The 14,014-nt window shown below is 74.8% G+C and carries 15 protein-coding genes; 13 read left to right on the forward strand and 2 right to left on the reverse strand.

Annotated features, from left to right (window positions below; genetic code table 11):
• Positions 1-65: 65 nt before the first annotated feature.
• Complete coding sequence (locus AB0P24_RS10285; protein ID WP_365792186.1) at positions 66-338, reverse strand: hypothetical protein; 273 nt, start codon at positions 336-338, stop codon at positions 66-68.
• A 209-nt stretch (positions 339-547) separates the two neighbouring features.
• On the opposite strand from AB0P24_RS10285, the gene AB0P24_RS10290 reads away from it, so the two are divergent.
• From AB0P24_RS10290 to AB0P24_RS10335, 10 genes are all read left to right on the forward strand, one after another.
• On the forward strand, positions 548-1,243 hold the full coding sequence (locus AB0P24_RS10290) for a response regulator transcription factor (RefSeq protein WP_365792188.1): 696 nt from the start codon (positions 548-550) through the stop codon (positions 1,241-1,243).
• Between the two features lie 6 nt (positions 1,244-1,249).
• A complete protein-coding gene (locus AB0P24_RS10295) occupies positions 1,250-2,647 on the forward strand; it encodes a HAMP domain-containing sensor histidine kinase (protein WP_365792190.1) in 1,398 nt (465 codons plus the stop codon).
• Positions 2,648-2,921: 274 nt separating this feature from the next.
• A complete protein-coding gene (locus AB0P24_RS10300) occupies positions 2,922-3,329 on the forward strand; it encodes a hypothetical protein (RefSeq protein WP_365792192.1) in 408 nt (135 codons plus the stop codon).
• A complete protein-coding gene (locus tag AB0P24_RS10305) occupies positions 3,326-4,288 on the forward strand; it encodes an FAD:protein FMN transferase (RefSeq protein ID WP_365792194.1) in 963 nt (320 codons plus the stop codon). The genes AB0P24_RS10300 and AB0P24_RS10305 overlap by 4 nt, the downstream gene beginning before the upstream one ends.
• Positions 4,285-5,067 (forward strand): ferric reductase-like transmembrane domain-containing protein, encoded by a 783-nt coding sequence (locus AB0P24_RS10310; RefSeq protein ID WP_365792196.1) that lies wholly within the window; start codon positions 4,285-4,287, stop codon positions 5,065-5,067. Before AB0P24_RS10305 ends, AB0P24_RS10310 begins: the two co-directional genes overlap by 4 nt.
• Entirely contained in the window at positions 5,064-6,446 is a 1,383-nt protein-coding gene (locus AB0P24_RS10315; protein ID WP_365792197.1) for an NADH-ubiquinone oxidoreductase-F iron-sulfur binding region domain-containing protein, read from the forward strand. The genes AB0P24_RS10310 and AB0P24_RS10315 overlap by 4 nt, the downstream gene beginning before the upstream one ends.
• 5 nt (positions 6,447-6,451) lie before the next feature.
• A complete protein-coding gene (locus AB0P24_RS10320) occupies positions 6,452-6,697 on the forward strand; it encodes a ferredoxin (protein ID WP_365792199.1) in 246 nt (81 codons plus the stop codon).
• A gap of 118 nt (positions 6,698-6,815) precedes the next feature.
• Complete coding sequence (locus AB0P24_RS10325) at positions 6,816-7,457, forward strand: hypothetical protein (RefSeq protein ID WP_365792201.1); 642 nt, start codon at positions 6,816-6,818, stop codon at positions 7,455-7,457.
• Positions 7,454-7,615 carry a hypothetical protein gene (locus tag AB0P24_RS10330; protein ID WP_365792203.1) on the forward strand — a complete coding sequence of 54 codons (162 nt, stop codon included), beginning with the start codon at positions 7,454-7,456 and terminating at the stop codon, positions 7,613-7,615. Before AB0P24_RS10325 ends, AB0P24_RS10330 begins: the two co-directional genes overlap by 4 nt.
• A gap of 357 nt (positions 7,616-7,972) precedes the next feature.
• A complete protein-coding gene (locus tag AB0P24_RS10335; RefSeq protein ID WP_365792205.1) occupies positions 7,973-8,152 on the forward strand; it encodes a hypothetical protein in 180 nt (59 codons plus the stop codon).
• A 2-nt stretch (positions 8,153-8,154) separates the two neighbouring features.
• Here the strand turns inward: AB0P24_RS10335 and AB0P24_RS10340 are convergent, their stop codons facing one another.
• Entirely contained in the window at positions 8,155-8,856 is a 702-nt protein-coding gene (locus AB0P24_RS10340; RefSeq protein ID WP_365792207.1) for a TNT domain-containing protein, read from the reverse strand.
• 500 nt (positions 8,857-9,356) lie between these two features.
• Here AB0P24_RS10340 and AB0P24_RS10345 point away from each other — a divergent pair, with 500 nt between their 5' ends.
• The 3 genes from AB0P24_RS10345 to AB0P24_RS10355 all read left to right on the forward strand — a co-directional run bounded on the left by AB0P24_RS10345 (position 9,357) and on the right by AB0P24_RS10355 (position 14,013).
• Positions 9,357-9,875, forward strand: a complete 519-nt coding sequence (locus AB0P24_RS10345; RefSeq protein ID WP_365792209.1) for a hypothetical protein — start codon at positions 9,357-9,359, stop codon at positions 9,873-9,875.
• A 91-nt stretch (positions 9,876-9,966) separates the two neighbouring features.
• Positions 9,967-10,359 carry a hypothetical protein gene (locus AB0P24_RS10350; protein WP_365792211.1) on the forward strand — a complete coding sequence of 131 codons (393 nt, stop codon included), beginning with the start codon at positions 9,967-9,969 and terminating at the stop codon, positions 10,357-10,359.
• A gap of 105 nt (positions 10,360-10,464) precedes the next feature.
• Positions 10,465-14,013 carry a BTAD domain-containing putative transcriptional regulator gene (locus tag AB0P24_RS10355; RefSeq protein ID WP_365792213.1) on the forward strand — a complete coding sequence of 1,183 codons (3,549 nt, stop codon included), beginning with the start codon at positions 10,465-10,467 and terminating at the stop codon, positions 14,011-14,013.
• Position 14,014: the final 1 nt, after the last annotated feature.

A 14,014-nucleotide genomic window follows, 5' to 3' on the forward strand; every position in this document is an offset into this window, starting at 1 on the left:
CGCCGGCCGGATCGACGAGGATCGGCCGGACGGTGGGGCACTGGTCCACAACGGGCGGGCGCGGGTCAGGACGCGCCGGTCGTCGTCTGCGCCGGCTGCGTGGTGGGCACCGGAGCTCCGGTCGAGGGCTGCGGGTGCTCGCCGGTGTCGGAGTGTTCGACGGCGCGGGACGCCAGGGCGGAGATGCCCGGCAGGGCGTGGGCATAGCCGGTTCCGAGCAGCAGGGCGGCGCCCGTCGCGGCGATGGCGGTCAGGCGGGTCGTGGCGCCCACCCGCCGCAGGCCGCGTTCGCGCCGCCGCACGGGTTCGGGGTCTTGTGCGGGTCCGGGCAGGGGCATGGGTCGGCCTCCTTCGGGCGAAGGCGGTACCGCGAGGCGGTCGGTCGGCTCGCGGGCGCCGTGTCACCAGCTTGCGCCGTGCCGCGTCGGAGAGCCGTTCGGGAAAGCTTCAGATGCGGCAAAGCCGGTCGGTCACCACAACGGCCGCTGTGCGCTGCGCCGTCCGCGGGCGGTCCGAGATCCGTCCACGTCGCCCTACGCTGGATGCCGTGGAACAGGAAACCGGCTCCCACGCCGTGCCCGAAGCGCTCACCGTGCTGGTCGTCGAGGACGACCCCGGGCTCGCCGGGTCGCTGGTGCGCGGCCTGGAGCGAGCCGGGTACCGGACGACCGGCGTCGGGACCGGACGCGGCGCGCTCACCCACGTACCGCCGCCCGACGTGGTCCTGCTCGACCTCGGCCTGCCGGACATGGACGGTGTCGACGTCTGCCGCGCGCTGCGCCGCCGGTCGGACGTGGCGATCATCGTGGTGACCGCCCGCGGCGAGGAGGGCGACCGGGTCGCCGCGCTCGACGAGGGCGCCGACGACTACCTGGTCAAACCCTTCGGGCTGGCGGAGCTGCTGGCACGGATCAGGGCCGTACTGCGGCGCGTGCGGCCGTCCGGGCCCGAACTGCTGGCCCACGGACCGCTCGTCGTCGACCCGCGCACCCGCAAGGTGACCGTCGGCGGGGCGGAAGTCGCGCTGACCCCCAAGGAGTTCGACATCCTCCAGTGCCTCGCCGCCGATCCGGGCCGGGTCGTGACGCGCCAGGAGATCCTGGAACGCGCCTGGGACGCCCACTGGTACGGGCCCACGAAGGTCCTGGACGTCCACATGGCCGCGCTGCGCCGCAAACTGGGTGTTCCCGGACTGGTCGAGACCGTCTACGGCCGCGGTTTCCGCCTCGGCGAAGTCGGCTGAGCCACCGTGACCCGCCGCATCGCGCTCAGCGTCATCGCCCTGATCACCGCGGTCCTGGTGCTGGCGGTGGTGCCGCTCGGACTGCTGATGACGCAGCGCGAGCAGACCTCGTTCCGGGCCGAGGCGGCCGCGAACACCAGGTCGATCGCCTCCGCCGCCGAGGAGTACCTGTCCGACCGCAAGTCGGACGCACCGGCGCGCCGCCTCGCCGAGGAGGCTCGTCGCAAGGGCGAGTGCGCGGCCGTCTACGACAACGCGGGCCGGGTGGTGCTCTCGGCCGGGTGCTCCGGCGCGGCCGGGGACGACTCCGCGGAGCTGGCCTCGGCCGTGCTCGCCCACCCCGCCACCCGGGTGCACCAGGACGATCAGTGGCTGATCACCGCCGTGCCGATCGGCGACGCCTCGGACGCCGTCGGGGTCGCCGTCCTCAGCCGCTCCGCCGATCCGCTGCACGACCGGATCCTGGTGATGTGGGGCTGGCTCACGCTGATCGCCGTCGGCGGCCTCGGCGCGGCCGTGCTGATGTCGGTCCTGCTGGCCCGCTGGGTCGGCCGCCCGCTGCGGGTGCTGGACGAGGCGGCGGGGCGGCTGGGCGAGGGAGCGCTGGACGCGCGGGCGCCGGCCGAGGCGGGCCCGCAGGAGGTACGGCGTCTCGCGGCGACGTTCAACACGATGGCCGCGCGCACCGAGGCCCTGGTGCACGGCCACCGCGCCGTGGTCGCGGACGTGTCGCACCAGCTGCGCACCCCGCTCGCGGCGCTCCGGCTGCGCCTCGACCTGCTCGCCGCCGACGCCGACGGGGAAACCGCCGCCGAGCTGGCCGACGCGCAGGGCGAGATCGCCCGCCTGTCCCGGCTGGTGGACGGCATGCTGGCGGTGGCGCGCGCCGAGCACGCGGTACCGCGGCCGGTCGCGGTCCGGGTGGACCGCCTGGTGGCCGACCGCGTCGCCGCCTGGGAGCCGGTCGCCGACGCGGGCCAGGTCCGGCTCGCCGCCGACTGCGCCCCCGGGCTGACCGCCTTCCTCGGGGCGGGCGATCTGGAGCAGGTGCTCGACAACCTGATCGCCAACGCCCTCGACGTGGTCCAGCCGGGCGGCCTGGTGCTGATCACCGGCAAGCGGCAGGGCGGCACCGTCCGGCTGCGGGTCGCCGACAACGGTCCCGGGATGGGCCGCGCCGCACGGGAGAACGCGTTCCGCAGGTTCGGCAACCCCGAGGCGAGCGGTACCGGGCTGGGCCTGGCCATCGTCCACCGGCTGATCACCGCCAACGGCGGCACCGCCGAGTTGCTGGACTCGCCCGGTGGCGGGCTGACCGTGGCGCTGTCGCTGCCCGCGGCACGGCGCCGGCGCGAGCGGAGCGGGGAGCCCGGTTCCGGCGGTACCGGGACGACCGGCGCCTGAACCCCTCCAGGGCCGCAGCCGGGACTCCCCCGGAGGAGCAGCACCCGGCGCTCTCGCGGGTCGTACCGGACCTGACCTGTCCCCCGGCCCCTTCCCCTCCAGGACATGTGATCTCACCGCTGTGACCAGCGGGTTCGCCGATCTTTGCGGGTTGTGAAGGATTCCTGAACCGGATCCCGACAGACGCCTGCGCAGGCTGGAGACCGGACAGTCACAGGCGTGGCCGCACGGTGCCGAGCGCTTCCCGGGGCACACCCGCGGCCGAGGAGGAACCATGTCCCACCCCGACCACCCCACGTCGGCCGGTGCCGCCCGACGCCGTGAACGCGGCCTGCGCCGGGTCGGCAGCACCACCCGGTGGGTGGCCGCCGCCGCGGCGGCCGGCTCCGTCGTGCTCGCCACCGGATACGCGCACGCCCTGCCCGGGAAGTCCTCGCCCACGCCCGGGAACACCTCGAACCCGTCGGCTCCCGCGCCGGGCACCCCCGACGGCTCGCGAGAGCCGTCGCACTCGGCGGCCCCGTCCAGAACCGCCGAGCCGACCACCGGATCGGCCTCCCGGGCCACCACCGCGCCGCACCGGACGGCCTCGGCCACCCACCCGGCGGCCCGCTCCACCGCCCCCACCACACCCCCGGCACCGGCCCCGCAGCCCGCGCACACCACGTCGGGTGCCTCATGACCCCCGCCGCCGTGCATCCGGCCTCGGTCTCCTTCCGCGCGCTGGGCACCACCGCCTCGCTGCTCGTCACCGACCCTGTCGCCCTGACCGCGGCACGCCGGGTGCTCGACGCGGAACTCGCCGCCGTCGACGCGGCGTGCAGCCGCTTCCGGCCCGACTCGGAACTGTCCCGCGCCAACGCGGCGGCGGGGGCCGCCGTGCACGTGAGCGCCCTGTTCGCCGAGGCGCTGGACGTGGCGCTGTACGCGGCGGAGGTCACCGACGGCGTCGTCGATCCCACCGTCGGAACCGCGGTGCGCGCGCTCGGCTACGACGTCACGTTCGCCGCGCTGCGCCCGCAGGACCTGGGCCCCCTGCGCGTCGCCGGACCGTCCGCGGGCTGGCGGGCGGTGGAGTGGGACCGGGCCTCCCGGCGGCTGCGGCTGCCCCGGGGCATCGCGCTCGACCTCGGTGCGACGGCCAAGGCCCTCGCCGCCGACCGGGCCGCCGACCGCGCGGCCGAGGTGACGGGCCATGGCGTCCTGGTCAACCTCGGCGGTGACCTCTCGGCCGCGGGTGATCCGCCGCCGGGGGGCTGGCGGGTGGCCGTCGCCGACGACCACGCGGCCCCCGACACGGCGGGCCGGCCCACGGTGAGCATCACCGGGGGCGGACTCGCCACCTCCGGCACCACCGTGCGGAACTGGCGCCGTGGGGAACGGCAGGTGCACCACATCGTCGATCCCGTCACCGGTGACGTTCCCGCACCGGTCTGGCGGACCGTCAGCGTGGCGGCCGTCAGCTGCGTGGCCGCCAACACCGCGAGCACCGAGGCCGTGGTGCTCGGCGAACAAGCCCTCGGCCGACTGCGCCGGGCGGGGCTGCCGGCGCGGCTGGTCCGGGTGGACGGAACCGTCGAACGGGTCTGCGGCTGGCCCGCGGACCCGTTCGCGGAACACACCGAAGGAGGTGCCCTGTGACCGGACTGGCCACCCTGGCAGCGGCCGGCCCCAGCCCGCTCTGGTACGCGACCCGGGCGGGCGGCACCGTCGCCCTGGTACTGCTCACCACGACCGTCGCGCTCGGCATCGCCGTCGGCGGCCGCTACACACCGCGCCGGTTCGCCCGTTTCGAGGTGAGCGCGCTGCACCGCAACCTGTCGGTGCTGACCCTGGCCTTCCTGGCCCTGCACATCGTCACCGCGGTCCTCGACACCTTCGTCCACCTGGGCTGGCTGGTGACGGTGGTGCCGTTCACCGCGTCGTACCGGCCGCTCTGGATGGGGCTGGGCACGGTCGCGTTCGACCTGCTGCTCGCGGTCGCGGCCACCAGCGCGGTACGGCTGCGCATGGGGCAGCGGCGCTGGAAGGCCGTGCACTGGCTGGCCTACGCGGCCTGGCCGGTGGCGCTCTTCCACGCCGCCGGGACCGGCACCGACACCCGGCTCACGCTGCAACTCGCCCTGTACACCGGATGCGTCGCCCTCGTGGTCGCCGCCGTCTGGTGGCGGCTGTACCGGGCAGGGCCCGGCCGGAGCGCGGCACGGCTCTGGGCAGGGGTCGCCGCGGCGGCGATGCCCGTGGTGCTGGCCGCGTTCGTGAACTCAGGTCCGCTGCAACCGGGCTGGGCGCACCGAGCGGGCGGCACCACCGCCACGAGTACGAGTACCGGCACGGGCACCGGCACGCCCACGGGCCCGAGCACCGTCCACCCGGCGCCTGCGCCGAGGGCCGACGACGACGAGGGAGGCGACGAATGACCGACGCGATGACCGGCGGGACGACCACCCCGATGGACCTGACGGCCCTGACGGCCCTTCAGGCCGGTGACGGCCGGGACGGCATGCTGGGCCCGTACGGCTCCCGGCTGCTCCACGGCTGGTACGACACCGGCCGCGCGGCCGGGCTGGACGAGCACCTGCGCCGGTACGGCCCGCCGCCCTTTCCCCGTACCGCTGACGCGGCCGACCGGCTGGTGCGGGCGGTGGAGGACGCGGGACTGACCGGCCGGGGCGGCGCCGCCTTCCCCACCGGACGCAAGCTGCGCACCGTCGCGGGCGGCCGGGGCACCGCCGTGGTGGTCGCCAACGGCATGGAGAGCGAACCGGCCAGCCGCAAGGACGAGACCCTGCTGGCCCTCGCCCCGCACCTGGTGCTGGACGGCATCACACTGGCCGCCGCCGCGGTCGGCGCCGACGTGGCGCACCTGTGTCTGCCCCGCACCAGGCAGGACCAGGCACAGGCGCTGCGCGAGGCCGTGGAGGAACGCCGGCGGCTGGGCCTCGCCCCGGTGCCGGTGCTGGTGCACGAACTGCCCCACCACTACGTCTCCAGCGAGGAGACATCGCTGGTGAGCTGGCTGAACGGTGGCGACGCCCGCCCCCTGGCGACCCCGCCGCGCCCCTTCGAGAAGGGTGTCGGCCGGCGCCCCACCCTGATCGACAACGTCGAGACCCTCGCCCACCTCGCACTGATCGCGCGCTACGGTCCCGGCTGGTTCCGCGGCGCCGGACGTCCCGACGCCGCGGGCACCACGCTCGTGACCCTCTCCGGTGCGCTGCGCACGCCGGGCGTCTACGAAGTGGAGATGGGCCTGCCGCTCGGCCAGGTGCTGGACATCGCCGGCGGGCCCACGGAGCCGCTCGGCTCCGTGCTGCTGGGCGGCTTCTTCGGCAGCTGGCTGCCGGCCGAGCAGGCGGTGCGCGTCCCGTTCGCCAAACAGGACCTGGCCGCGCTCGGCGCGGGACCCGGCGCCGGGGTGATCGTGGCGCTGCCCGCCCGGACCTGCGGTCTGGCCGAGGCGGCGAGGGTGCTCGGCCACCTCGCGGCGCAGAGCGCGCGCCAGTGCGGACCGTGCCGGTTCGGGCTGCCGGCCGTCGCCGCGGACTTCGCGGACCTCGCCTGGGGGCGTCCCACCCCGGAGGCGGTACGGCGCCTGGAGAGCCGGGCGGCGCTGCTCGCCGGGCGCGGTGCCTGCCGGCACCCGGACGGCGCGTCCCGCTTCGCCGCGACCGCCCTGCGGGTCTTCGCCGGCGACGTACGGCACCACCTGGGCCTCGGCCCGTGCGCAGCCGCGGGCGACGAACCCGTACTGCCGGTGGGGGACACACCGGCACCGGACGACCAGGAATGGAGGTGACCGGCATGGCCGGCGCTCACTCCCTCGGAATCGACCGCATCGCCTGCGACGGCTACGGCCTGTGCGCCGAACTCCTCCCGGAACTCGTCGACCTGGACGAGTGGGGCTACCCGATCATGGGATCGGCCCCTCTCACCGGAAAGGCCCTCGGGCACGCGCGGCGTGCCGTGGCCGCGTGCCCGGTACTGGCGCTGCGCCTGGACCGGCCGCCCGGTCCCGCCCCGGACCGGCGGCCGGCGCCACGGTCGTGAACGATTTCTTAACCCCAGGTCGGACATACTCCTGCCGCTCCGGCGCGCAGCGTGGGAGCGGGCGGGACAGCGCCGCCATCCGGGCCGGGCGGGGCCTGATCATCAGGAGGACGGACAAGTGACCGTGATCGACGGCAGGACACCGGCCCACGACACGACCGAGCCGGACGGCCGGGCGGCCGGCGGCCCGGAGGGCAACGAGCGGCTGACCGCGGCGACCGGTGCGGTGCTGCTGCTCCTGTTCGCCGCCGAGGGCGTGACCATCCTCTTCCTCGGCCGGCTCCTCACCCTGCACTTCTTCATCGGGCTGCTGCTGACCGGCCCGGTCGTCCTGAAGATCGGCTCGACCGGCTACCGGTTCCTGCGCTACTACACGGGCGCGCCCGCCTACCGCCGCAAGGGGCCGCCCGCACCGCTGCTGCGCGTGCTGGGTCCCCTGGTCGTCGCCACGAGCGTCGCCGTCCTCGGTACGGGGGTGGCGCTGGCCCTGCTCGGACCGGACACCGGCCCGGTTCCGGTGCTCCTGCTGCACAAGGCCTCCTTCGTCTGCTGGATCGCCGTGATGTCCGTGCACGTCCTCGCCTACCTGTGGCGCCTGCCGCGCCTGATCGGCGCCGACCTGCGCCGCCGCCCGGCCCGTCACGGGACGCCCGCTCCCCGGCGCGCCGGGCGCTGGTCACTGCTGGCGCTGGCACTCGGCGCGGGCCTCGTCGTCGCGCTCGCCGGAGTCCATCTGGTCTCCGGCTGGACCGCACAGTGACGGTCCGCGAGGAGACCGTCCACAACTGGTGGTTCGCCCTCTGCGCGTACAGGTCCTGGAGCCCGACGCCGCCGGGCTGGTACGTGGGCTGCCGGTTGGGCCGGTCCGCCACCAGCCAGCCGAGGTTGGTCTCGCCCTGGCTGCTGTCGAAGGAGTAGCAGCGGCGCGCGCTGTCGGCCGGGTCCGCGTACGAGACGCCGCCCTGAGACGAGGGCCAGCGTGGCGACAGCCGGTCGGTGCCTAGCAAGAGGGGAGGCACGAGAACTCCTTCTCCACGTGGCGGCCTTCGTGGCGGCGAAGCGTTGCCCGTTTCGTCGCGCCGCCGCGTCGAACGAACGACGCCGGTAGAACAGAGGTGCGTCACCCGTGAACAGCACCGGGGAGACCACGCAAACGCCCCATGGCCGGCGGGGCCCGGCTTGGACGCCCTGTGCACCGGGAGGAGAGGCCCGGCAGCGCCGGGATCCGGCTGTCGTCAGGGGCGACCCGCACAACCGGCTTCCTGGAACTCCTCGATGTACAGGCCGAGATGCGGCTGCGCCTCCGGCCGTCCGGCCGAGGCGGTCAGCCGCATCGACGACCTCGTCGAAGACACCTCGGACACCGAGGACACGGACGACACCGAGGACACCGAGGACACCAAGGACACCAAGGACACCAAGGACACCGAGGACGTCACCGGCACTGCCTCATGACGTCATGGGACGGTGATCTCTCTCAGCTTCTGGGACTGGATCAGCGCCCCGACGGTGGCGCTCGTGTAGTACTGGGTGCCCAACCCGGGCTGGGCGAACCAGGGTCTGGCCGGCCCGGCCTCGATGGTGAGCGGCGCGATCACCTCGTAGAGGTGGTAGTTGAAGGGCGGGCTCGCGGAGCTGTACTCATCCAGGTTGCTCGGCGGGATCGCGCGCTTGGCGTACGGCGTGCCTTCCGGCGCGAGGAAGTGGCCCGAGTCACCTCTGCCGAAGAGGTCCACCCGCTGCCCCTTCCGGAGCGTCACCGGCCGTTCCACCGGGCGGCCGTTCCGGAGCACGAACCCGTTGTTGTCCGGGAACCACCAGCCGCCGACCTGCTGCGTCGGCTGGTTCTGCGGATTCGTCTGCCAGTAGCACCCAAGGAACCAGTACCGCGATGTGCTGCCCGCCGGGTGGTAGCCGCGCAGCATTCTTCCGACGGGCCCGGTGCTGGGGAGTCTCTTGGGGCCGAGCCGCCAGTCGCCGTCGTGGTAGGCCTCCAACTGCGGGTACGGCGCCGTGGTCTGCGAGGTGTCCCGATGGTGGGTCGGGCATGAGGCGCCGCTTCGGCTCTGGGCCTGTGCGGCCTGGGCGGTGGCGGGCGAGATGCCGATCAGCAGGAGCGACAGCAGCACGCTCTCTGCGATCTTGCGCGGTACGCGCATCCAATGTCTCCTTAACTGCGGCCGGTCGTAGGCCCGCACCCGCGCGGGTGACGAACTGGGCCAGTACCGGCCGTGCGACCCCCCTGTGTGGACGGCGTTCATTTCAGCCGTTCATCCTCACGGCCTCGCGGAGGCCGTCAGGGGTGACCACTCGGATGGCGGCACAAGTACGCACGGGCAGTCGAACGGCGTGCCGGCCGGCAGGTCGCCGGCCGGTCCGTCTGCTCAGGCGGGGGACACCGTCCGCAAGGAGTACGACGAGCCCCCGCACCCATCCACTCGGGCGCCCACCACGATTCGAGTGGGCGAGGACGTCGCGGGAGCCGGGACAGCCATGTCGGCAGTGAACCCGAGGAGCCTGAATTCCGCGGCCGCATGGATCATGATCGAAATGCGGTCGGCCTCACGCCCCTTGACGATTGCACTGTAGGGCGGAGCACTTGGGCTGCCTGTGTCAGCCGAGCGCTTCGCCGAGTCATGCGTCGAAGAAAGAGGAAACCATGACGGCAGCGACGGAGACTCCCACTCGTGAAAAGGCCGGAGCAGGCCAGGAAGAGTTCGGCGAAGAATCCGCCTTCGGTCCGCTTCTGCTGGCAGCGTTGCTCGCCCGGCGTGAGGAGCGCGGCGAGGAGTCGATCATCGAGCACCCGCTGCTCCTTGCCGCGCTTGCGCGCCGCGGCGAGGAGGGCGGTGAGGAGTCGATCATCCAGCATCCCCTCCTGCTCGCGGCGCTCATGGGGCGCCGCCGCGAGGAGCGCGGCGAGGAGTCGATCATCGAGAACCCGCTGCTCCTCGCGGCGCTCATGCGTCGCCGCCGTGAAGAGCGGGGCGAGGACTCGATCATCCAGCACCCCCTCCTGCTCGCGGCGCTCATGCGCCGCCGCCGTGAAGAGCGGGGCGAGGACTCGATCATCCAGCACCCGCTGCTCCTTGCCGCGCTCATGGGCCGCCGCCGCGAGGAGCGCGGCGAGTCGCTGATCCAGCACCCCCTGCTGCTTGCGGCGCTCATGGGCCGCTGACAGGAGACAGCGCCACCCTGCCCCCCGGTCCCGGCGGTCGCCGGCATCGGGGGGCAGGTCCCGTACGCAACCGAAGACCTGAGGAAACACAATGGCAGCTGAGTCCGGCGACAAATCGGAACGGGACCCCTTGGGGAACTTCGTCGACGAGATCTTCGAGGAAATCGTGCGCGATGCCGGAATTACCCATACCGGCATGGGCGTCAAGCACGGAAAGGACCCACTGGCGGGAGCCCTGATGGAAGCCGCCGTGGCATTCCTTTCCCAGCCGTCCTCCCGTTCCTCGGAACTGGAACGGGTGCTGCTCGCGCAGACGCTCGCGACCGCACTGGCAGAATCCCTCGCGCCCGCTCTGGCGGATGTGCTGGCTTCGGAGATCATGAAGGTGCTGAACCACCACGCCGCCTCCCGGCGAGGCGGCACCAAGGAGACCGTCGGCGGATCCGGCCCCGGCCACCGTTCTTCAGGCGGGGACGGACGGTAACGGCCCGGTTGACGCTGCCCGCTGCGCTCTCCCGGCGCCGGAGAGCCGGTCCCCCGTGCGGCAGGTGCGGCATCGGCGAACGGATGTTCTGGTTTGATGCGTTGTGTGTCGCCACACGAACTGCGCATGTCGGTGCTCGGTGAGGTCGGGGCCGCGTTCCGGGCCCGGCCTCTGGAGCTGGGCGGACGACGGCAACGGGCCGTACTCGCCCTGCTGGTCGTCGCCCGGGGCTCGGTCGTCACCCGGGACCGGCTGGTCGAAGGGGTCTGGGGCGGCACGCCGCCGCGCCGCGCCACCGCCGCACTGCACTCCCATGTCTCCCACCTGAGGCGCTGTCTGGAGCCGGAGCGGGAGGCGAGGGCGCGCGGGGGCGTCATCGTCAGCGAGGGAGCGGGGTACGCGCTGCGGCTGGCGGCCGACGCGGTGGACGCCTGGCGGTTCGAGGAGGCGCTGCGGTCCGCCGCCGCGCACGCCGACGAGGGCCGGCCGTCGAAGGCCGTGGCCGTCCTGGAGTCCGGGCTCGCGCTGTGGCGGGGCCCGGCCTACGCGGAGTACGCCGCCGAACCCTGGGCCCACCGGGAGTCGGCCCGCCTCGCCGAACTGCGCGAACTCGCCCGCGAACAGCTGCTCGCGGCCCGCCTCGCCCGGGGCGAGGACGCCGTCCTCGTGCCCGAACTCGAGTCCCTGGTCTCCGAGGACCCGCTCCGCGAAGAACGCTGGCGTCTTTTCGCCCTGGCCCTCTACCGTGCCCATCGCCAGGCCGACGCGCTGGACGCGCTCCGCCGCGCGAGGCCCCTGCTGTCCGCCGGCTCCGGTCCCGTCCCGGGGGCCGCCCTGCGTGATCTGGAGGCCGCGATCCTGGCCCAGGACCCTGCCCTCGACGCCCCTGCCCGCCGGGGGCCGCACGCCTCCCCCACGCCTGCCGGAGCGTCCGCCGTCCCCGGATCGGAACCCTCAGGCCCCGAAAGCCCCGCACGCCCCGAAAGCCCCGGCGGGTCCGGCGAACCCGACGGACCCGGCGGACCGGCGGGTCCGGTGCCCCGCCCCGCCCCTCGGGCCGACGTGCTCGTGGACCGCGGGCCCCAGCTCGCCGAGCTGCGCGACAGCCTGCGCTCGGCCCTGGACGGCAGGCCCCGCGTGGTGCTCATCGAGGGCCCGGCCGGCATCGGCAAGAGCCGCCTGCTGGGTGAGGTGGCCGAGCTGGCGGCCGGCGAACGGGTGACCACCCTGACCGCGACGGGCAGCCGGCGGGAGAAGGACTACGGCTACGGCGCCGTACGCCAGTTGTTCGAGCGGGTGGTGCGCGACCGCGAGGAGTCGCTGCTGGCCGGGGCCGCCGTCGCGGCGGGCGCGGTCTTCGGAACGGTGCGCGGGCCGCAGCCGCAGAGTTTCGCGGTGCTGAACGGGTTGTACGAGCTGACCCGGAAGCTGGTGCGGGCGGCGGGACCGCTGGTGCTGGCCGTGGACGACCTCCAGTGGTGCGACAGCGGCTCGGTGCGCTACCTGGCGTATCTGGCGGGCCGGCTGGAAGGCCTGCCGGTGCTCATCGCCGTCACCCTGCGCACCGGGGAGCCGCAGCAGGGCGAGGAGTTGCCCAAGGCGTTGACGACGGACCCCTCGGTGGTGCGGATCAGGCCCACCCCGCTGACGGCGGGCGGGGTCGCCGGTCTCGTACGCCGGACGCTCGGCGAGGAGCCGCAGGAGGAGTTCACGGCGGCCTGCCATCGCGCCACGGCCGGGAACCCGCTGCTGCTGCGCCAGTTGCTGCGGGCGCTGCACGCGCGCGGGACCCGGCCCGACGCCGCGCACAGCGGCGAGGTCGCACAGGCCGGGTCGCGGGCGGTGTCCGGGCTGGTGCTGGGCCGGATGGCGCTGCTGCCCGCGCAGGCACGGGAGGCTGCGCAGGCCGTGGCCGTGCTCGGGGACGGGGCGGCGACGCTCGCCGAGGTGGCGGCGCTCATGGCGCGGCCGGAGGCGGAGGCGGCGCAGGCGATCGTGCCGCTCGTACAGGCCGAGATCCTGCGCGAGGGCCACCCCTACGCCTTCGTGCACCCCCTCGTCGGGGATGCCGTCTACCGCGAACTGCCCCCTGGAGAGCGGCAGTTGCGTCACGAACGGGCGGCCCGCGCGCTGTCCGCCGCCGGCGCGCCGCCCGAGCGTACGGCGGCCCAGCTGCTGCTCGCCCCGCACCGGGGCGACCCGGACGTGGTGGACATCCTCTGCGCGGCGGCCCGGGAGGCCGCGGGCCGGGGCGCCCCCGACGCCGCCGCCACGTACCTCACCCGCGTGCTCGACGAACCGCCCGCCCCCGAACGCCGCCCCGGGATACTGCTCGACCTCGGGCGCGCCGAGACGTTCGGCAACGGACCGGCCGCCGTGGAGCACCTGCGCCAGGCGTACGACACCCTGGCCGACCCGAGTCGCAGGGCGGCCGCCGCCCTGCTGCTCGCCCGGATCCTGGTCTTCGCCGGCGGCCACGGCCAGGCGACCGAGTTCGCCCGCCGGGCGGCGGCGGAACTGCCCGCCGGGCTGAGCGACGAACGGCAGGGACTGCTGGCACTGGAGCGCATCAGCGGGTTCATGCACGGCCTGGACCAGAAGCTGTGGCGGACCGTCGAGGACCCCGTCGTCGAGGGCGAGGGGCCCGGCGCCCGGATGCTCGCCGCCAACCTCGCCCGGGAGGCGGCCTCGGACGGCAGCGACCGGCCCCGGGCCGTCGCGCTCGCCCGCTTCGCCGTCGCCGACGGCGTGCTTCAGGCGGCCGGCGAGGAGATGCTCTGGTACACCGCGGGCATCGTGCTGCACCTCGCCGACGAGGAGGTCGGCGAGCTCTGGGACGCGGCGGTGGCCCGCGCCGTGGAGCGCGGCTCGCTGTTCTCCGTGCTCGCCACGCACCTGTGGCGCGGCTTCACCCAGTGGCACCACGGAGACCTTCACGCGGCACGGCGGTCACTGGAGACCGCGGTCGGGCAGTCGGAGACCTGGGGCCTCGCCCCGGGCGCCCCCCAGGGCCGTACCTTCCTGACCGCCGTCCTGCTGGACCTGGGCGACACCGCCGGGGCTCGCGCCTGCCTGGAGCGGATGCGCGGCTGGATCCGGGGCGCGGAGGGCCGGCGACTGCTCGGGGAGAGCGAGGCGCGGGTGCTGAACGCGGAGGAGCGGTACGAGGAGGCGCTGGCCGCCCTCGACGACGTACGGCACCTCCAGCCCGCCGTGGCCAACCCGGCGTGGTGGCCCTGGTCGCTGCTGCGGGTGCGGGCGCTCGCGGGCGCCGGCCGGCGGACCGAGGCGCTGGCCCTGGCCATGGAGCAGCTGACGGTCGCCCGCGGGTGGGGGGCGCCCAGCACGGTGGGGCGGGTGCTGCGGGTCGTCGGGCAGCTGCGCGGGCCCGAGGGCGAGCCCGAACTCCGTGCGGCGGTCGCCCTGCTGGCGCCCGGTCCGGCGCGGCTGGAGTACGCCCGCGCGCTGTACGCGCTCGCCGGCCACGCGCCCCGGGAGGAGGCCGACGCCCTGCTGAGCCGGGGCCGGTCCATCGCGCGGGAGTGCGGGGCGGCGGGCCTGGTGGCCGCCATGGACGGCACGGACGGCACGGACGGCACGGACGGCACGGACGGCACGGACGGCACGGCTGCGACCGGTAGCAGCCCCGTGTGAA

Source organism: Streptomyces sp. NPDC086519, from assembly GCF_040686075.1.
Taxonomy (GTDB): Bacteria; Actinomycetota; Actinomycetes; order Streptomycetales; family Streptomycetaceae; genus Streptomyces; species Streptomyces shenzhenensis.

Bases quoted from the DNA above. Each gene is read 5' to 3' on its own strand.
- AB0P24_RS10285 (WP_365792186.1), bottom strand. From the start codon at position 338: ATGCCCCTGCCCGGACCCGCACAAGACCCCGAACCCGTGCGGCGGCGC.
- AB0P24_RS10300 (WP_365792192.1), top strand. From the start codon at position 2,922: ATGTCCCACCCCGACCACCCCACGTCGGCCGGTGCCGCCCGACGCCGT.
- AB0P24_RS10305 (WP_365792194.1), top strand. From the start codon at position 3,326: ATGACCCCCGCCGCCGTGCATCCGGCCTCGGTCTCCTTCCGCGCGCTG.
- AB0P24_RS10315 (WP_365792197.1), top strand. From the start codon at position 5,064: ATGACCGACGCGATGACCGGCGGGACGACCACCCCGATGGACCTGACG.
- AB0P24_RS10320 (WP_365792199.1), top strand. From the start codon at position 6,452: ATGGCCGGCGCTCACTCCCTCGGAATCGACCGCATCGCCTGCGACGGC.
- AB0P24_RS10335 (WP_365792205.1), top strand. From the start codon at position 7,973: ATGTACAGGCCGAGATGCGGCTGCGCCTCCGGCCGTCCGGCCGAGGCG.
- AB0P24_RS10340 (WP_365792207.1), bottom strand. From the start codon at position 8,856: ATGCGCGTACCGCGCAAGATCGCAGAGAGCGTGCTGCTGTCGCTCCTG.
- AB0P24_RS10345 (WP_365792209.1), top strand. From the start codon at position 9,357: ATGACGGCAGCGACGGAGACTCCCACTCGTGAAAAGGCCGGAGCAGGC.
- AB0P24_RS10350 (WP_365792211.1), top strand. From the start codon at position 9,967: ATGGCAGCTGAGTCCGGCGACAAATCGGAACGGGACCCCTTGGGGAAC.